This is a genomic window from Pelorhabdus sp. sgz311001 (assembly GCF_055901755.1).
Window position 1 is genome coordinate 36,110 of sequence record NZ_JBVXUT010000003.1, and the last position, 18,507, is coordinate 54,616.

Consider the following 18,507-nt stretch of genomic DNA (forward strand, 5'->3'; position numbering starts at 1 on the left):
TTTATCTCCTTATGGTAAATTGGTGCAAAATACGGCTTAGGGGTAAACCGATTTTAGGGATTCTTTCCATATCGGTCTGGCAAAATCCTCCCAAAATCAAGAAAGTCACCACATAGACAACGATTCCGCCCATAATGGCCCCGCCAACAGCAGCTCCATTATGGTAGAGTGCTGTCATCGCAGTATGATAAATAAATAAGACAGTCCCTCCCATACACAGCGTAGCTCCCAAAACAGGGCCAAGTCCTTTTAGCGGCCAAGCGCTATGGAGGGACAGGCGCAACGCTGTCAAATTAAGCATAGACGCCACAAAAAAATCAACAACGGTAGCCCAAGCTGCACCGGTAATTCCCCAGTCAGGTAAGGCTGTCAGAGTGTAGTTTAAGAAAATTTTTACTACGGCGGCAATGGCAAGACTGACCACAGGAATCAACGTATGACCTAATCCTTGTAAAATTCCAGTGGTCACTTGCTGCATGCCAAGAAACACAATGCCGCAAGCCAAGATACTCGTAACCGGACCGGCATGATTCGTACCGTAAAGCAGCAGTGAAAGCGGCCCCGCTAGTAAGTACAAGCCCATCGAGGCAGGTATAGTGATCCAGTTAGCCAATCGCAGCGCCAATTCCAACTTTTCGATTAGCGCCTCTTTTTGCTGAAGCGCTGCTGTCCTTGCCACATCAGGCACCAGACTTGCCGCTAAAGCTCCCGTGAGAATCGTTGGCACGTTCATTAGCGTTACGGCCATGCCTGCCAAATACCCAAACAGTTCTGTAGCCTGTTGAATCGTATAGCCTGCCATTTCCAAACGTAACGGCACAATCATTAAATCAATACTCGCCACAATGGGCATAATAATATGAGCTAGCGATACAGGCAGCGCAAGACGAATCAAGCGAGCCATGACGCTAGTAAAACGCTCCTTACTTTTCCAACCTAAACCAATCCGCCCGCGTAAAAAAAAATGCTTATAGCGATAATCATAATAGATAAGCAAGCAAAGGCCTGCCGCCGCTCCCGGAACAGCGCCAAAACTAGCGCCAGCTGCCGCATAAGCAAGACCTTGCGGCAAAAGCAAAAAAACGAGCCCCAACATTGTCACAATCCGCACAAATTGTTCAACGACCTGCGACAAGGCTGTGGGAACCATGGTTTGACAGCCTTGAAAATAGCCGCGGTAGCTTGACATGACTGTAACGAGAAATACAGCAGGAGCTAAGACAATAATTGCATAATAGGCCCGCTGATCGCGAATAATTTGCCACGAAATCAGCCAAGAAGCCCCATAGTATAAGAGCAATGAGAAAAGACAACCAGTAATGGTAAGCAAAATAAACGATAAGCGAAAAATTTTCCGAGCGCCCCCATAATCACTAAGCGCTGTCCGTTCGGCTACAAGAACAGAAATCGCTACAGGTAGTCCTGCTGATGAAAGCCCTAGAAACAGCAAATAAATCGGATAGGCCATTTGATATAAGCCAATCCCTTCGCCGCCAAGCAGTCTGGAAAGAACAATGCGATTTGCTGAGCCCATCAACTTTACCAGGATTCCTGCCGCTGTTAAATAAAAGGCCCCTTTAAAAAACGACTCCTCCCTCATAACGCGTCATCCTTTCAGACCCATTTCGGCCGCTCTTTCCCCATATAAAAAGTAGCGAACAATTGGCTCGCTACTTAGATACGTACAAGAAGAGGGAAAACTATTGCGCCATCTGTTTTGCTAGAAATCCAGCAGCTGTTTCTGCCAGCTTATGTTCCATTTCCCCCATGACCACACCAGGCTGCTTCGTGCAAATTATCACAGCGCCAATGGCATCGCCCTCGACAATAATCGGTGAGATCACCTCAGCTGTAAACACGTTCGCTAGGGTCTCTGCTTCGACATCGCTATTTTTATCATAATAATGTGTATATTCTTCTGGATCATTAATGACTACTGTTTTGCGATCTTCCATCACTTTTTCAACTACAAGTCGCAGAGGCTTACCGAGAAACTCCTTTTTCGAAGCGCCGGCGACAGCAACTATCGTATCGCGATCAGCAATAAGCACCATGTGAGAAATTGCTTCATGCAAAGCTTCGGCATATTCTTTCGCAAAGTCTCCTAATTCTCCTACTGGGGAGTACTTTTTTAGGATAACCTCGCCTTCGCGATCAACATAAATCTCTAATGGATCTCCCTCGCGGATTCGTAAGGTGCGACGGATTTCTTTCGGAATCACTACTCTGCCTAGATCATCTATTCTTCTCACGATTCCAGTCGCCTTCACGCGTATCCCTCCTATTCTACATTTTTTTTACAATTGACTGCAGTGATAGTATATATCTTTCCAGTTCTTTTTATTCATGATCGTCTTTAGGCAGTAAACAAGAAAACAAGTCACAAAGCCAGTAAAGCGGCTCTTTCGCTAAATCCTTGGTTCGAATTTTGAGGCTAGGTGGCGGTCCTTGCAAAAGGGTAATCCGATTCGGGAACTGCTGCTTTACATTTAGCAGCGTTTCTACTTGTAGATTCGGCTGCTCAAAAAAATGAACTTCGGCCACAAGAGCCTTTTCGGTAACGGCTTTGACTTTTAAAGCACGAGCCAGATTTTTCAGCCTAGCCACAGCTAAAAGATTTAGTACAGGCTGCGTCGGCTCACCAAAACGATCAATCAATTCATCAAGCAGTTCCTTGATTTCGCCTTCGTTGCGAATCGCGGCAATGCGTTGATATATTTCAATCTTATGCGCTGGCTCTGCAATATAGTCGCCACTCAAATAGGCTTCACTCTGCAATTCCAATACAGGTTCCGGTACAGCTTCAATGACCTTTCCTGTTTTCAGTTCCTGCACAGCTTCATCAAGAAGTCGGCAGTACATTTCAAAACCAACGCTCACAATATGACCATGCTGCTGAGCGCCCAATATATTTCCGGCTCCACGAATTTCCAAATCACGCATAGCAATTTTAAAGCCAGCGCCGAGTTCCGCGAACTCCTTAATAGCCTGCAAGCGTTTTTCCGCTACCTCTGTCAATACTTTGTCACGGCGATAGGTAAAGTAAGCAAACGCTAACCGATGGGAACGGCCCACACGGCCACGCATCTGATACAGTTGTGATAAGCCGAAGTGATCGGCGTCGTAGACGATAATCGTATTGGCATTTACAACATCTAGCCCATTTTCAATGATACTTGTACAGACAAGAACATCATATTCCCCTTCATAGTAATCAAGCATCACCTGCTCTAATAGCTCTTCCGCCAGCTGACCATGAGCAGTTTGAATTTTCGCATCAGGCATCATTTCACTAATTTCACGGCTGATTTTATCAATCGTCTGTACTTTATTGTAGACAAAATAAACCTGCCCGCCCCGCCGCAGTTCGCGGCGAATGGCATCACGAATAATTTCTTCATCATACTCTACAACATAAGTCTGTACAGGAAAGCGTTCTTCCGGCGGTGTTTCGATAATACTAATATCGCGCGCTCCCACTAGTGACATATGCAGCGTTCGCGGGATTGGCGTAGCACTTAAAGTAAGCACATCAATCTGATTACGCCATTTTTTATATTTTTCTTTCTGAGCTACGCCAAAGCGCTGCTCCTCGTCCACAATTAAAAGGCCAATGTCTTTAAATTTTACATCAGACTGTAAAATCCGATGCGTTCCAATCAACACGTCGACTTTTCCTTCTTTGAGTAATGCCAACGTCTGTTTCTGCTCTTTAGTACTACGAAAACGACTGATCACGTCAACCACAGGACCAAACCCTGCAAAACGAGCACTAAAAGTTCGAAAATGCTGCTGTGCCAAAACGGTAGTCGGTACAAGAACAGCCACTTGCTTGCCACTCATAACCGCCTTAAAAGCCGCCCGAATCGCCACTTCCGTTTTACCAAAGCCCACATCACCACATAGCAGACGATCCATCGTCCGCGTCGACTCCATATCTTTTTTAATCTCAGCAATCGCCGCAAGCTGATCGGGGGTCTCTTCAAAAGGAAAGGCTTCTTCAAACTCAGCCTGCCAAGGTGTATCAGGCTCTGCGGCAAAACCTTGCGCCATTTGGCGGCGAGCATAGAGTTCTACAAGTTCTTTGGCCAAATCAGCAACAGATGCTTTAGCTTTGGAAGTTGCTTTCAGCCATTCACTGCCGCCCATCTTACTTAGTTTTGGCGTTTCGCCTTCAGAACCAATATATTTCTGCAGCAAATGAACCTGATCAGTCGGTACATAGAGTTTGTCATGACCGGCGTAACGAATCAAGAGATAATCTTTATGAATTCCGCCGACATCAAGCGTTTCGACGCCTACATATTTACCAATACCATGATTCACATGAACGACATAATCGCCTAAATTAATATCGCGAAAATAGGTAATTTTCTTTTCTTTTGAGGGACGTGACCGCATTTTGCGTTTCTGTCGCCCCCAAATATCAATTTCATTGACAACAACAAGCTTCGCATGCGGCATTTCAAAACCGGAAGACAACGCGCCAAAGGTAACAAGAATACTACCAGAAGCAACCGTTACCGGCTGAGCCTCAAAATGAGCCTGCACATTTTCCTGACGTAAATGCTGATAAAAATGCTTGGCCTTCTCTTCTGAACTAAAGAGTAGCAAAACCGTATTTTTCCGTTCTTGCCATAAAGCCAGTTCTTTCATAAATAAGTCAATCTGGCGATGAAACGGCGTAACGCCCTTCGATGATAGACTAATAATCGTGCTAGGATCTGTATGAGGATTTTTTTGGAGCAGTAACGTCAAATAGACCAAGTTTGCCGACTTGGCCGCTTGAATGAGTTCACTCCAGGAAAAAACTCGTTTTTTATATTCAGGATTTTCTTTCACTACCTTAGTCATTGCTTCACGCAACCGCATCGGTTCATCAAAAATGACATTCGCATCAGACGGCAGATAGGAGAAAAAGGAATCGCCGCGACCAATCTGCACCGTTTCATGGACAGGCAAAATAATAAGCTCTGTAATACTTTCTATGGACCGCTGCGTTTCTAATGAAAAAGTACGCAGTGAATCAATCTCATCGTCGAACAACTCGAGCCGCACTGGGTCTTGGGCGGTAATTGGAAAAAGATCAATAATACCGCCGCGACTGCTAAACTGCCCGAGACCACTAATACTATCAACTCGCTCGTAGCCGATTTGCACAAGCTTTTGTAATAACGCTTTCCGATCAATCCGTTCTCCTAGCTTTAGAGAAAATCGGCTCGCCTCAAAATCGGCTCGCGCCGTAACACCTTGTATTGCTGCTTCTGCTGTCGTCAAAATGATGCCTTTTTGTCCTGTAAGCAAATGGCTAAGTACTTGATTGCGGCGGGCAGAAAGCTCTAGACCCCTGGCTGTTGCCGTAAAATTCGCCATATCAGAAGGCGGGAGAATCTGAATTTCCTGATCCGCTATAATTACCGACAGATCACTACGAAACTGCTCTAGCGCTTCTTGACTCGCACAAACAATCACTGTCGGTTTAGGCGCTTCTTCATAAGCTAACGCCGCTAACAAATGTTTGGGCGCACCAGTCAGACCGTAGAGCAAACTCTGGCTCTGTTTGACTTTAAACACAGCCAAAGCTTGTTCTATCGATGGATCTTTTCGCAGAAGTTCATAAAAATAATGCATTCTTACACCTCGTCTTATTAAGACGCCGAAGCCTGTTTTGCGGCAGGCCCAAAAAGGGCTTTAGCAATGCTAAAGCCCTTTTTGGCGCTCTTTTTATTATTGTATGAAATGATTCGTAAAAGCAGACAAAAAAAGCCCCGCTTGTTCTTGCTCTTTGTAGCAAAGATCACAAATTGTCTGTACAGTCACAGAATTTTTCTCAGAATCAAATTCAATTATATCCCGCCACTCTTTTTCAGTCAAGCAATCAAACCCTAATTTTGTTTCATCAAGGCTTTCCACGAAAAAGCTAGTAATCCACTGCTGACAATGAGAGCAGTAATAGCTTACCTCCATGCTAGGACCTCCTTGAATGTCGCTTAGTAAAATAAAGAAAAACCCATAAGTTATAGCCCACATGGCTAATCGTACCAGCTAAAATTCCCAGTTCGATTTGATTCGTCTGACTAAAGATAAGATTTGTAATCCAACCAAAAGCGCTATGTCCCAATAAACTGAGCAGCGCGCTTTGCTTGCCGCCCTTGGCCTGGAAAAGTTCACACAAACCTTCTACGCTACCAAAGGTCATATGAACAACGAAAAGTGAGACACCAAAGTACCATGCAACGCTACTTTTTAGGACCTCCTCGGCCACAGGCCCGACTGTAATCAAATGCCAATTTCCCAATCTTTTTACCATGGCTGTATTGCCAAAATAACTCATTACAGCAGTTAGAAAACCTAATAAAAGTGGCTCGCCGTAATCAAACATTTTCATTCACCCTTACAGCGCCGGCAAAAGTGACAGTGGGTCTAGCGGCTCACCAGCGCACCGTATTTCAAAATGAAGATGCGGTCCTGTTGAATTCCCCGTAGACCCTACAGCGCCAATTACTTGACCGCTGTGAATAAACTCTCCAGGCTGAACATACACTGCTGATAGATGACCATAAAGGCTCTGAAAATTTTGACTGTGTTCAAGCATTACAGCATAGCCATAACCGCCGTTCCAGCCAGCTAAAGTAACCTTACCATCTTTGGCTGCCTGTACAAGCGTCCCTGATTCACTCGCTATATCAATTCCTTCATGAATTCTTCCCCAGCGTAGGCCAAAAGGCGAAGAAATCTCGCCAATAATAGGCCACAAAAACCGACCGTTTCGGCCACGGGAAACGCTTTCGTTCCGCCATTTACGGCCTTGTGGAATAATTAAAAGCTCGCCGGAACGCAATTGAATCGTTCGTTTATTGTTGCGACTGCAAAGAGCCTCTAAGGATACGCCATAGTGCTCGGAAATGGACCAGAGAGTTTCCCCATTTTGCACTTCATGGAGCAGATCATTTTCATCTGAAATATCTCGGTCTTCTTGTTTTTCTTCGGCATTTTTCACATCAGCAACATAATCATTCAGAACAGGGGCTTCTCTGTTCTCCCAAAACAAGTTCGGCCCTTGCCAAAAAAGGCTGAGCAGAAAACAGAGCAAAAGCAGGAAACCTTTCATGCACTCGCCCTTTCTATTTGCAAAAATAAAAGCTACTCTTAGTTTGCACCAAACATGTTCTTTTATACAAAAAAACAGAGAATGCCGTAGCATTCTCTGTTTATAAACTCACTAAATTGATTATCGTTTCAGAGCAATATTTTTGTCATCGAGTTTATGAATCGCATCAACAAAGCGAACGGTACCGCGTTTATAACGCATCACAATCGAATGAGTTCTTACGCCGCCGCCAAAATAATGAACACCACGAAGCAAATCGCCTTCCGTAATTGCCGTACCAGCAAACATAACATCTTCGCCATGAACTAAATCATCAATTGTCATCACTTTATTCAAATCACTAATGCCCATTTTGTGAGCTCTGGCAATTTCTTCGTCATTTTCAGGCACAAGCCGCGCCTGCATATCGCCGCCTAAGCATTTTAAAGCAGCTGCTGCAACAACGCCTTCTGGCGCGCCACCAATGCCGAGAAGCATATGAACACCAGTTCCTTCAATGGCTGCATTAATTGCTGGCGATACATCGCCATCGGAAATTAGTTTAATGCGAGCGCCAGCATCACGTACATCTTTAATGATTTTCGCATGACGTTCACGATCTAAAGTAACAACTGTTAAATCCTCAATCTTACGGTCTAAGGATTCAGCAACAACCCGTAAATTTTCAGCAACAGGTGCATCTAAATGAATTTTGCCTGCCGCCTTTGGACCAACGCAGATTTTCTGCATGTACATATCAGGTGCATGCAGTAAACCGCCTTTCGGGGCAATAGCCAAAACAGCGATAGCACCAGGAAGTCCTTTCGCTACAAGATTTGTTCCTTCTAGCGGATCTACAGCTATATCGACTTCAATTCCACCAGCACCAACTTGTTCCCCAATGTACAGCATTGGAGCTTCGTCCATTTCGCCTTCACCAATTACGACGCGACCGCTGATCGATACACTATCAAAAGCGCGACGCATTGCATCAACAGCAGCTTGGTCAGCTCCGATCTTGTCTCCCCGTCCCATTAAACGTGCGGAAGCAATCGCTGCTGCTTCAGTTACCCGAACAAATTCTAAGGCTAATTCACGATCCATGTTTGCATCTCCCTGTCATTTCTTCAAGCGCCATTTGCTGGCGCTAAACTCATTACATATTCGCTTGTTTCCAGTCCTCTAAGAAACGAGCAATACCCGCGTCCGTTAAAGGATGGTTCAATAGAGACAACAGTACTTTATAAGGAACTGTCGCAATATGCGAACCAGCCAACGCCGCCTGTGTGACATGCAAAGGATGCCGCACACTTGCAGCAATTACTTCTGTGTCAATATCATGTAAAGCAAATATATTCGTAATCGTCTGCACTAATTCTACGCCATCTTGGCTAATATCGTCAAGGCGACCTAAAAAAGGGCTCACATAAGTTGCCCCAGCTCGAGCGGCCAAAAGTGCCTGATTCGCCGAAAAAACCAGCGTTACATTCGTTTTGATTCCTTCCGCCGTCAGTGCAGCAACGGTTTTCAAACCTTCCGCCGTCATGGGAACCTTAACTACGACATTAGCCGCAAGTTTCGCCAGCACTCTCGCTTCAGGTAGCATTTCTTCATAAGTTGTTCCAATTACTTCAGCACTAATTGGACCAGGAACAATCGCTGCAATTTCTTTAATGACCTCATGTATATTTCTTTTTTCCTTGGCAATCAGCGAAGGATTTGTCGTCACACCAGCAACAACACCGAGTTTAACCGCTTCCTTAATTTCATTCAGATTGGCCGTATCTAAGAAAAACTTCATATTCAACCTCCTGCCTTCAATGTTTGCGCCGGGAACGGCGCAATGGCACAATTTCGATCGAGTCGCGGGCCTTAAGCAACAGAACATCCTCTTCGGTTAATGCCGGGATAATCTGACGCCCGCCGCATTGACCGCATAGCAGCTCGACATGATCAGGTAAAATATCTGCTTCAATGGCCGTGCCGCCGCAACGGCAATAAACACCGCCCCGCTCCGCAATATCATGAACCAAATTAATGATTTCTAACATGACCTGCGAATTGGCTACAGCCTCTTCATGATCGGCATACGAATTTTCTGGAAAAATATTATCAAGCTCCCGTTTATGGGCGGCAAGCATTTCTTCAATCGCTTGGCGGCTTCCAACAAAGCCAAGCTCTAAATTTTCTTCCACGCAATAAACCTTACTTACCTGTTCCTGCCAAAACTGCCGATTTTCCATCACGATAAGATGGTCTGTTTCACAGACCACACAAGGGATTTGTAATAGAGATTGACGCACACCAACACTGATTACACTTCCCTGACAGTGTCCACAGCTGCAATAAAGCGATTTCGGCAGATTTTTGCCTACAGCAAACCGTGACAAATCATGGGTGATTAAACTCCCGCATTTTTGACAATATAAGGCCAGTGTAGTTTGAGTGCCAATTACCATTATCTCTCCCTCCTTATCTATTCTTTTCGCCACCCAAGATAAAAGTCCTGCAAAGAAAATGCTCCGGCTAGCCGGAGCATTTTCCTACCCAATTTTCGCTTGTGAACCTTCTTCTTGCGCTAACTGCTGAATCCGTTCGCAAAGTGCAATAATATCAAAAGGCTTAGTAATATAATCGTAGGCACCAATTTCTCTAGCCTGATTGACAAGGTCAAGCTCGCCATAGGCAGTCATCATAATTACCTTATCGCCTAGGCCCGCTTTTTTTAATTCCCGCAATGTTTCAATCCCATCCATACCCGGCATTTTCATATCCATGAGAATAAGCTGCGGCTGACATTCTTTCGCTTTTTGCAATCCTTCGTAACCGTTAGAGGCAGCTACCACAAGGTGACCTTCCTCTGTTAACACCTCTACCAGAAGCCGCCGAATTCCAGGCTGATCATCGATCACCAGTACTGTGTAGGACAAACTCTCCACCTGCTTTCTTATTTTGCGCCTTAGCTGCATAGTGTTCTTGTTGCTGTTATCTATTACGGTTATTCGCACGAAAAAGAAAAAGTCCTGCTTTAATTACCAAAAATTACAAATATCCACCAATAAATTGGCTAAACCAAAACACAAGAAAAGTGCTCCCCAATAAAACTAGCAAAAGTCCAGCTAGCAGCGGCGAAAGAAGCAACAAAATCGCCTTGGCCCTAGTCAATTGATAAACCGATATCAGCGCACAGTAAAGCAGATAAACGGTCCAAATCGCAATTCCTATGGCAACTGCCATATTCCAGAGAGTCAAAAGTGTTCCGCTAAGCAAATAGCTTAACACCGAACAAGGCAAAAGAACTAGGCGAGGTAAGTGCGCCATACCTAAAGCGGCAAATAAGGCAGTAACTTTGCCCTTACCACCGCTTAATTCCGCTATCAAATGATACAAACCTGTGCCAATAATCCAAATAAGAAACGTAAATAGCGTTTCATGAAACAAGAAGAAAGAAAAAAAGTACCCTTCTGGCGACTCTGTCAGCATTTTAGCGAAAAGCAACGAGGGGGCTGTTGCTGCAAGAATCACAAGCAATAGCGCCAAAGCGATCGGCGCCCCAAATTGGAAGGAACGAAAGGCTTCACGGGGCTGAAAAATCACATCATATAAAATTTCCCAGGTTGATTGCATCCTCTCACCTGCTCTCTGATAACGGCAAAGCCAATGGCCCCTGCAGCAATGTCGCCTGTCCATCAGCTAACTGTTTCATAATGAGCTTTTCAAAAGACAGTTTGCTATCAGCGCCAACTAAAACTGCCAAGGGATTCTTTTTGCCATATTCCACAATTTCCGGCTTTCCTTTGAATCCAGCAAGTGCTGCCGCGCCATCAATTGCATCATAGAGATTGCCATATTCATCAACGAGTCCCAAATCCTTAGCCTGATGCCCCGTATAAACACGGCCGTCAGCCAAAGAACGGACTTTCGCCGGATCCATATGGCGGCCCTCAGCAACAACGGCCACAAACTGCTCATATAAATCATCAACCATAACCTGAATTAACTCCCGTTCCTTGGCTGTCATGGTTCGTTCCGGCGATAAAATATCTTTATAAACACCGCTTTTTATTTTTTCTTGATGCAAGCCGATCTTTTTATAAAGCTCTTCTAAATTTGTATAGGGAATATATACGCCAATACTGCCGGTAAGAGTAGCTGGATTGGCATAAATTTTATCCGATACAGCAGCTAGCCAATATCCGCCCGAAGCGGCCATATCTCCCATAGAAGCAACAACAAGCTTACCGGAAGCGCGCAATTTTTTGATTTCCTCGCCCACTTCCTGCGCCGCTGGCGCACTGCCGCCAGGACTATTAATTCTAAGTACAACAGCTTTTACGCTTTTATCATCTCGTGCTTCATGAAGCTGTTTGATGACCTCGTCCGTTCCCCCTTGCTCACTGAACATACCCATTTGCGAACGGCCGCCATTAATCACTCCTTCTACGTAAATAACAGCGATTTTTGCTTTTTCCTCTTTCGCTTGTTTTTTTAGACTGGGAATCACCATAAGAGCAAGCGCTGATAAAGTAAAAACAGCGATCAAAACATAGACAACTGATTTTTTATACATCATGGACTCCCTCGCTTTGGTTAACTGCTTTTGGCAAAAGAAACTGTTGGCATGCCAACAGTTTCTTCATTGCATTATTTCTTATATTGTAAGCTTGCCGTAACAAAATCGCGGAATAACGGATGCGGCGTTGTCGGACGAGATTTAAATTCAGGATGGAACTGCGTTGCTACAAACCAAGGATGAACTTCTTGTTTCAGTTCCACAATTTCGACAAGACGGCCATTCGGCAGAGTTCCGCCAATAACCAAACCGCAATCTGTCAAAGTCTGTCTATAGGCATTATTAAATTCAAAACGATGACGATGACGTTCATAAATAATTTCATCTTGATACGCCTTGTGAGTCAAAGTGTTTTCCATGACCTTACAAGGATATACGCCGAGTCGCATTGTACCGCCTTTATCGACAACTTCCATTTGATCAGGCATAAGGTCAATAACTGGATGCGCCGTGTCAGCATCAAATTCGGTACTATGAGCGCCAGTCAAGTGGCATACATTACGGGCAAATTCAATAACAGCCGTCTGCATGCCAAGGCAAAGACCGAAGAATGGAATTTTATTTTCCCGAGCATAACGAATTGCTTTGATTTTTCCTTCGATACCGCGATCGCCAAAACCACCAGGAACGAGGATACCACTCACACCAGCAAATACTTCTTCTAAGTCAGTTGCAGGCGCTTCAATTTCTTCTGCATCAACCCATTTAATCGAGATCTTGGCATCATTAGCAATACCAGCATGATATAACGATTCAGTCACACTCATATAAGCATCATGAAGCGCCACATATTTACCAACAACAGCAATTTCAACCTGTTCTTTCGAACCATGAATTTTATTGACCATCTGATACCATTCCGTCATATCTGGCTCAGCCGCTGAAAGGTTCAGTTTTTCCATAACAATACGATCTAAACCTTCTTCAGCTAACATTTGCGGGACATCGTAAATGGATGAAGCTGTTTTATTTTGAATAACCGCATCAGAATCAATATCACAGAACAGAGCCAATTTATCGCGCATATCTGGCGAAATTTCATGTTCTGTCCGACAAACAATAATATCCGGATGAATCCCGATGCTGCGAAGTTCTTTAACACTATGCTGCGTCGGTTTGGTTTTCAGTTCGCCAGCGGCTTGAATGTAAGGAACTAGCGTTACATGAAGGTAAAGAACGCCGTTACGGCCAACTTCTTTCTTCACTTGACGAATTGCTTCTAGAAAAGGCAGACTTTCAATATCACCTACAGTGCCGCCGATTTCGGTAATGACGACATCAGCCTGTTCTTCTTTACCCAGACGATAGATTCTTTCTTTTATCTCATTCGTAATATGAGGGATAACCTGAACAGTACTGCCCAAATAATCGCCCTTGCGTTCTTTATTAATGACAGACCAGTAAATTTTCCCTGCTGTTACATTCGAACTCTTACTCAGATTGATATCAATAAACCGTTCGTAATGACCTAAATCAAGGTCCGTTTCGCCGCCGTCTTCCGTAACGAATACTTCACCATGTTGATAAGGACTCATCGTTCCCGGATCAATATTAATATAAGGATCAAATTTTTGAATTGTTACACTCAGACCTCGGCTTTTCAGGAGCCGACCAAGAGATGCAGCCGTAATCCCTTTACCTAAGGATGAGACAACCCCCCCGGTTACAAATATATACTTTGCCATAAAATTTCCTCCTAAATATTTGACCACTCAGCCAATATGTTCATAATTGTATCGCCAGCAAAAGCAGCTGTCAAGGCAGTTTCAAGGTTTACTACGCTTCTTCTCTATCGCGCAGCAAAAGATCATCGTCACTGTCGCTTGCTTCCTCATCTACTTCTTCATCATACTCTTCATCATACTCTTCAAGCTCTTCTAAGTCACTTTCATCCTGTTTTGCCAACCGAGGCCCCCATTGATTTAAGCCCCAGCGACCATTGCCTAAATAGACGAAACGACTGTCCATATTAATCTGGGTATGAATTTCAGCCATAGCCTGCCCCATTGAAACCGAGCGCTTCGGCTTAATTTCCAAAACCTTAGCAATTAAGTCTTTAAAATACATTCCTTCGCCCGTTTCCCGCAGAATCTGGCAGGCAATATCAATTTCCGCAATATCTTTGTTCATTTGTTGCACGTTTCTTTTCCTCCCGAAACAAATTACATTTTATCAGGTGCTGTAATTCCTAAGATTTTTAAAGCATGAGTCAGCACTTGCAGAACCGCTGTAACAAGAGCCAGTCGCGCTTGCTGCACTGGCGCCTCTACACCAATAATACGGCACTGGTTATAAAAAGAATGGAATAAAGCAGCAAGTTCATGAGTATAGCGAGCAATCCGATGAGGTGCTCGTTCGGCTGCAGCCCAGGAAATTTCCTCGGGATATTCGCCAATTTTCTTAATCAAATCAATTTCTTGCTCCTGCTGAAGAACTGTCAAATCTACTTTAGCCAAGTCCGGCAAAGAGATTCCCGCTTCAGCAACTTGATGGAAAATGCTCTTTATTCTAGCATGGGCATACTGAATATAGAACACAGGATTTTCATTAGACCGTTCTTTGGCCAAATTCAAATCAAAATCAAGTTGGCTATCAATGGATCGCATAATAAAGAAAAAGCGAGCTGCATCTGTGCCAACTTCCTCAATCAATTCCGTTAAGGTTACGCTTTGCCCAGTCCGTTTAGACATCTTGACAAGCTCGCCATCACGAAACAAATTGACCATCTGAACAATCAATACTTCCAAGTTCTCGGCATTATGCCCCAGAGCCGCTACAGCAGCTTTTACACGACAAATATAGCCATGATGGTCAGCGCCCCAAATATTGATGACCTTATCAAAGCCCCGTAAAAATTTGTTATGATGGTAGGCAATATCGGCAGCCAAGTAAGTAGGCACTTTATTGTCACGAATAACAACCCGGTCTTTATCATCGCCATAAGCCGTTGACTTGAGCCATAAAGCGCCATCTTGTTCGTAAAGCATACTTTGTTCTTTTAAAACTTCACAGGCTGCTTCAATGGCTTTTTCGTTATGCAAAGTACGCTCACTGAACCATACGTCAAAAGCCACATTAAACGCAGCTAGATCCTCTTTTAAATGATTCAGTTTTTCCGTTAAAGCCAATTCTTTAAAAACTGCTAACCGTTCTTCCAGGGAAACACTAAGATAGCGGTCGCCTTCGGCAGCAATAATCTGCTTGGCTGTTGCAATAATATCTTCACCATGGTAACCATTTTCAGGAAACTCAGCGTTTTTTCCTAAAAGCTCTAAATAACGAGCATTAACGGAAGCCGCTAAATTATCAATTTGATTACCAGCATCATTAATATAATATTCAGCCTGTGCATTATAACCAGCAGCGCGTAATAGATTGACTAAAGCACTGCCTACTGCAGCGCCACGGCCATGACCGACATGAAGCGGTCCTGTCGGATTCGCACTAACAAATTCCACCTGCACTTTTTGGCCTTGTCCTTTTGTTGTGTTGCCGTAATTTTCTCCAGCAGCTAAAGCTTCTGCCAACAAATCGTACAGCCAATTCTTTTTTAAGTAAAAATTAATAAATCCCGGTCCAGCAATTTCCGTCTTTTCCAAAAAAGAGCCTTTCATACGCTCCGTCAAAGCTACAGCAACTTGACGCGGATTCATACGCGCTGTTCTCGCTAACTGCATGGCAAAATTCGTAGCAAAATCGCCAAATTCTTTTTGGGGTGGTACTTCTAAAATAATATCTGGGAATGTTTCTGCTGTAAAAACCTTATCAGCTACAGCCTGTTTAGCAGCTTCATAAATAAGGTTTGTTAATGACTCCTTAATATTCACGATTTTTCCTCCTGTATAACAATGGCTAATCGGTTTTCACTTTGCCATTGGCCTTCCATTGTCAAGTCATAATGAATTTTGATCTCGCCGCAACCTTGTTCTAGATTTATCGACAAAGATCGAGTCTCAATTGACAATGCAAAAGCTCCGTAAGGAGTCTGATACAAACTTTCTCTGATTTTCCCTTCTTGAAATATCAGTTTTTGTTCGACCTGCCCCATGCGGAGAATAATAACCTCAGCTGGATCGACTTTTAGTACCGTATGACCGGCTTTTAAACCGCTGAGTCCGCTTTCTTCATACCGAAAAAAGTCCTTATTGTTTTTTTGATAATGAGTTCCTACGCTGACAAATTCAATTTTATTTTCTTCGCCAGAATGATCTTTTTGGGTTCCGATCACGGAAATAATTACTTTGCCCATAGCATCTCCTTCATAACTGAATCTATTATAGCCTAAAGCGTATTGATTTTCCATAGCCAAAACGGATTCACAGGCAAAAAAAACCGTAGCGCCGCCCTTTGCGTAAAATCCACAAAGCAACGGCGCCTGCCCGGAAGATATAAAAACTATATCTTCCTGCTTTTAGTCTATGCCTCAGTTGCTAAATTATACAACAAAATGATTTTATTTTCCTCTAACTATATTTTTTGTAAACTTCAGCCATGAGCTAGCAAAGTCTGACAAAATAAAATTTTGCCACGTATCGCAAAAATTCTTCGACACATAATAATAACGGTTCCAAAATAAGTTCTGCAGGAGGTAACTATATGACAAACAAAACCAGTCAATCTAAAAACACCAGTACTATGCAAAGCAAAAACGAGTATGGTACAATGACTGCCAAGCAAGACGCCAACAATGATTATTCCTCCTCTTCCGCCGCATCATCAACAAGCAGCATGGCATCAGGCGCTGGAACAAATACCACATCTTCACAACAAACATCAACTACGAAAAACAAACAAAGCAAAGACACCTACGGAACTTTAACCGCCAAGTATGACAGCAATAACGATTACGGTGAATAAGAAAAAAGCTGCCCTTTTCAAGGGGCAGCTTTTTTTCTATAAAATATTTTATTTCACTTTAAACTGTTCAATCGAACCTTCTAACTCATTGGCCATCGCGCTTGTTTCTTCCGACGCAGAAGCAACGGTTTCCATCGCAGCCGACTGCTGCTGCGCTGCCGCCATAACTTCTAAACAATGAGATGCCACTACTTCAATAACAGATGCCAAAGCATCGATCACGCGAACAATTTTTTCCGAATTTGCTACTTCTTCTGAAGTAATTTGGAAAATTTCCTGCGTATTTTCCTTGGCATGTTCAAACGCTTCTAAGATTTGATCAAGGGCTTGTCCCGCTTCATTCACTGTTAAAACCCCTGTAGCGATCTCTACTGAATTTTGCTGCATCGTAGACACAGCCATCTGGGTTTTTTCCGTGACCTTCTTCACAAGTGCCGTAATTTCCTGAGCCCCGTCGTTGGATTGTTCCGCCAATTTTCGTACTTCCTCAGCTACAACAGCAAAGCCTTTACCAGCCTCGCCAGCTCTAGCAGCTTCAATGGCCGCATTTAGTGCCAGTAAGTTGGTTTGATTCGCTATAGATGTAATCATATCAACAATGGCGCCAATCTGTTGTGAGTACTGATCTAAATCGGCAATAACTTGACTCGTGTGCTCCGATTGATTTTTGATATTTTCCATGTTATGAACAGATTCATTGACTTTATTGCGGCCTTTTTCCGCTACAGCCATTGTAGAAACGGCTGATTCCATGGAAGTCTGCGATTTAGACTTAGCAATTTGAATCAAACTTGATAATTGCACTAGCGACTGCGATGCTTCCAACATCGATTTATTGCCGGAATCTGCTTCCTTAGCGAGATTTTCCATGTTGCGAGAAATTTCTTCACTGCTTGCAGTAACTTCCTCCGTCGAAGCAGCCGTTTCTTCCGAAGCCGCTGCAAGTTGTTCCGATGAGATTCGAATATTGCTAATCATTTCCACAAAATTCTTATGCATTAACCGCAACGAATCGGCCAAATCGCCAAATTCGTCATTTGATTGCCAATGAACTTCATCACGCAAATCGCCATCGGCATAAGCATTGGCTATCCCAACAATTTCAATCACCGGCTTTTTAATAACCCGTGTAAGAACAATCGCGGCAAAAACAGCAAAAAGCAGTGAAATAAGACTCAAAATAACGGAGACATAAATCACGCGATTTGCATTTGTCATACTTTCTTGCACCAAAGAATCAGCATGAGCTTTATTGGCATCAGAGAAAAAATTAACCGATTCGTCAACTTCTTTCGCTAGCGCCCGTGCCTGCTGCGCTACATTATCCATTTTTTGTTTTGCTGCTAAAGCTTCACTCAAATTTCCTGCCGAAAGATTCGTTTGATACTGCTGCGCCAGCGGCATATATTGACTTACAATAATTTTCTTATAGGTTGTAGTTTTATCAATTACAGCTTGCACTTCCTGCCGTTTATCCGCACGAGCCATAGCCAGCAGCTTTTGCTCCAAGGCAATCGTCTTATCCATTTCAGGCTCAACCTTTTGATAAGAGCTTTCATCACCATAAGCCACATAACTGCGAATTGCTAAAACAGCTTCTTTATACTGACTGACAATATCATCAGACACCATAACCCGCTCGTTTGCCCCATTCACTGCCGCTAGCAATTCTTTCGAGTTCGTCAGCGAATAAAACGAAGTCCCCGCCATAATTACGATTAAAATAAGAATAAAAGCCATTACTCCGGCAATTTTTTTACCGATTGTCATTTTCCCCATATTGGCCATGCCGCCAACCACCCTCCTATCAATCTAAAAAATTCACTACAATTACTATACAAAGCGGTCATTTCCTTGCGTTAAGCTCCCCAAAAAAGCCTCTGTAAAACCTCTATGTATCGCGATAAAGCAAATCTATTGTCAAATATTATTCGCCACTTACTGGTAAAACCCTCTTATCATGTAAAAAATTAGCGTCAAAGGGCGA

At 43.6% G+C, this 18,507-nt stretch carries 18 protein-coding genes; 1 reads left to right on the top strand and 17 read right to left on the bottom strand.

Translation table 11 applies throughout. From position 1 onward, the window contains the following. Position 1 precedes the first annotated feature (1 nt). The 16 genes from AC0MXB_RS09020 to AC0MXB_RS09095 form a co-directional block, all read right to left on the bottom strand. Complete coding sequence (locus AC0MXB_RS09020; protein WP_474039339.1) at positions 2 to 1,600, bottom strand: putative polysaccharide biosynthesis protein; 1,599 nt, start codon at positions 1,598 to 1,600, stop codon at positions 2 to 4. A 100-nt stretch (positions 1,601 to 1,700) separates the two neighbouring features. Next, the gene (gene spoVT / locus AC0MXB_RS09025) at positions 1,701 to 2,270 is read right to left on the bottom strand and encodes a stage V sporulation protein T (RefSeq protein ID WP_474039340.1); all 570 of its coding nucleotides are present in this window, start codon (positions 2,268 to 2,270) and stop codon (positions 1,701 to 1,703) included. A gap of 70 nt (positions 2,271 to 2,340) precedes the next feature. Then, a complete protein-coding gene (mfd, locus tag AC0MXB_RS09030) occupies positions 2,341 to 5,631 on the bottom strand; it encodes a transcription-repair coupling factor (RefSeq protein ID WP_474039341.1) in 3,291 nt (1,096 codons plus the stop codon). Positions 5,632 to 5,727: 96 nt separating this feature from the next. Continuing rightward, positions 5,728 to 5,967: an anti-sigma-F factor Fin gene (locus AC0MXB_RS09035; RefSeq protein WP_474039342.1), complete on the bottom strand. Its 240-nt coding sequence runs from the start codon at positions 5,965 to 5,967 to the stop codon at positions 5,728 to 5,730. Between the two features lies 1 nt (position 5,968). Next, positions 5,969 to 6,382 (bottom strand): hypothetical protein, encoded by a 414-nt coding sequence (locus tag AC0MXB_RS09040; protein WP_474039343.1) that lies wholly within the window; start codon positions 6,380 to 6,382, stop codon positions 5,969 to 5,971. 12 nt (positions 6,383 to 6,394) lie between these two features. Further along, the gene (locus tag AC0MXB_RS09045) at positions 6,395 to 7,111 is read right to left on the bottom strand and encodes a peptidoglycan DD-metalloendopeptidase family protein (RefSeq protein ID WP_474039344.1); all 717 of its coding nucleotides are present in this window, start codon (positions 7,109 to 7,111) and stop codon (positions 6,395 to 6,397) included. 120 nt (positions 7,112 to 7,231) lie between these two features. After that, a complete protein-coding gene (glpX, locus tag AC0MXB_RS09050; RefSeq protein ID WP_474039345.1) occupies positions 7,232 to 8,194 on the bottom strand; it encodes a class II fructose-bisphosphatase in 963 nt (320 codons plus the stop codon). A gap of 52 nt (positions 8,195 to 8,246) precedes the next feature. Beyond that, the gene (gene fsa, locus AC0MXB_RS09055; RefSeq protein WP_474039346.1) at positions 8,247 to 8,891 is read right to left on the bottom strand and encodes a fructose-6-phosphate aldolase; all 645 of its coding nucleotides are present in this window, start codon (positions 8,889 to 8,891) and stop codon (positions 8,247 to 8,249) included. A gap of 16 nt (positions 8,892 to 8,907) precedes the next feature. After that, complete coding sequence (locus AC0MXB_RS09060) at positions 8,908 to 9,549, bottom strand: hypothetical protein (protein ID WP_474039347.1); 642 nt, start codon at positions 9,547 to 9,549, stop codon at positions 8,908 to 8,910. A gap of 84 nt (positions 9,550 to 9,633) precedes the next feature. Further along, positions 9,634 to 10,029 (bottom strand): response regulator, encoded by a 396-nt coding sequence (locus AC0MXB_RS09065; RefSeq protein WP_474039348.1) that lies wholly within the window; start codon positions 10,027 to 10,029, stop codon positions 9,634 to 9,636. 103 nt (positions 10,030 to 10,132) lie between these two features. Next, positions 10,133 to 10,717, bottom strand: a complete 585-nt coding sequence (locus AC0MXB_RS09070; protein WP_474039349.1) for a YIP1 family protein — start codon at positions 10,715 to 10,717, stop codon at positions 10,133 to 10,135. Between the two features lie 4 nt (positions 10,718 to 10,721). Next, the gene (gene sppA / locus AC0MXB_RS09075; protein WP_474039350.1) at positions 10,722 to 11,663 is read right to left on the bottom strand and encodes a signal peptide peptidase SppA; all 942 of its coding nucleotides are present in this window, start codon (positions 11,661 to 11,663) and stop codon (positions 10,722 to 10,724) included. Positions 11,664 to 11,734: 71 nt separating this feature from the next. Then, entirely contained in the window at positions 11,735 to 13,348 is a 1,614-nt protein-coding gene (locus tag AC0MXB_RS09080; protein WP_474039351.1) for a CTP synthase, read from the bottom strand. Between the two features lie 91 nt (positions 13,349 to 13,439). After that, positions 13,440 to 13,793: a DNA-directed RNA polymerase subunit delta gene (gene rpoE / locus AC0MXB_RS09085; RefSeq protein WP_474039732.1), complete on the bottom strand. Its 354-nt coding sequence runs from the start codon at positions 13,791 to 13,793 to the stop codon at positions 13,440 to 13,442. A 32-nt stretch (positions 13,794 to 13,825) separates the two neighbouring features. Next, positions 13,826 to 15,490, bottom strand: coding sequence for an arginine--tRNA ligase (gene argS / locus AC0MXB_RS09090; protein ID WP_474039352.1), 1,665 nt, complete (start codon positions 15,488 to 15,490; stop codon positions 13,826 to 13,828). Further along, positions 15,487 to 16,032: a YwiB family protein gene (locus AC0MXB_RS09095; protein ID WP_474039353.1), complete on the bottom strand. Its 546-nt coding sequence runs from the start codon at positions 16,030 to 16,032 to the stop codon at positions 15,487 to 15,489. Before AC0MXB_RS09095 ends, argS begins: the two co-directional genes overlap by 4 nt. A 227-nt stretch (positions 16,033 to 16,259) precedes the next feature. On the opposite strand from AC0MXB_RS09095, the gene AC0MXB_RS09100 reads away from it, so the two are divergent. Then, complete coding sequence (locus AC0MXB_RS09100) at positions 16,260 to 16,520, top strand: hypothetical protein (protein ID WP_474039354.1); 261 nt, start codon at positions 16,260 to 16,262, stop codon at positions 16,518 to 16,520. A 48-nt stretch (positions 16,521 to 16,568) separates the two neighbouring features. Here AC0MXB_RS09100 and AC0MXB_RS09105 read toward each other — a convergent pair whose 3' ends face one another. Beyond that, the gene (locus AC0MXB_RS09105) at positions 16,569 to 18,320 is read right to left on the bottom strand and encodes a methyl-accepting chemotaxis protein (RefSeq protein WP_474039355.1); all 1,752 of its coding nucleotides are present in this window, start codon (positions 18,318 to 18,320) and stop codon (positions 16,569 to 16,571) included. Positions 18,321 to 18,507: the final 187 nt, after the last annotated feature.

Coding starts and splice junctions, on each gene's coding strand:
- AC0MXB_RS09020 (WP_474039339.1), bottom strand. CDS start 1,600: ATGAGGGAGGAGTCGTTTTTTAAAGGGGCCTTTTATTTAACAGCGGCA.
- mfd (WP_474039341.1), bottom strand. CDS start 5,631: ATGCATTATTTTTATGAACTTCTGCGAAAAGATCCATCGATAGAACAA.
- AC0MXB_RS09035 (WP_474039342.1), bottom strand. CDS start 5,967: ATGGAGGTAAGCTATTACTGCTCTCATTGTCAGCAGTGGATTACTAGC.
- AC0MXB_RS09040 (WP_474039343.1), bottom strand. CDS start 6,382: ATGTTTGATTACGGCGAGCCACTTTTATTAGGTTTTCTAACTGCTGTA.
- AC0MXB_RS09045 (WP_474039344.1), bottom strand. CDS start 7,111: ATGAAAGGTTTCCTGCTTTTGCTCTGTTTTCTGCTCAGCCTTTTTTGG.
- glpX (WP_474039345.1), bottom strand. CDS start 8,194: ATGGATCGTGAATTAGCCTTAGAATTTGTTCGGGTAACTGAAGCAGCA.
- fsa (WP_474039346.1), bottom strand. CDS start 8,891: ATGAAGTTTTTCTTAGATACGGCCAATCTGAATGAAATTAAGGAAGCG.
- AC0MXB_RS09060 (WP_474039347.1), bottom strand. CDS start 9,549: ATGGTAATTGGCACTCAAACTACACTGGCCTTATATTGTCAAAAATGC.
- AC0MXB_RS09070 (WP_474039349.1), bottom strand. CDS start 10,717: ATGCAATCAACCTGGGAAATTTTATATGATGTGATTTTTCAGCCCCGT.
- sppA (WP_474039350.1), bottom strand. CDS start 11,663: ATGATGTATAAAAAATCAGTTGTCTATGTTTTGATCGCTGTTTTTACT.
- AC0MXB_RS09080 (WP_474039351.1), bottom strand. CDS start 13,348: ATGGCAAAGTATATATTTGTAACCGGGGGGGTTGTCTCATCCTTAGGT.
- rpoE (WP_474039732.1), bottom strand. CDS start 13,793: ATGAACAAAGATATTGCGGAAATTGATATTGCCTGCCAGATTCTGCGG.
- AC0MXB_RS09100 (WP_474039354.1), top strand. CDS start 16,260: ATGACAAACAAAACCAGTCAATCTAAAAACACCAGTACTATGCAAAGC.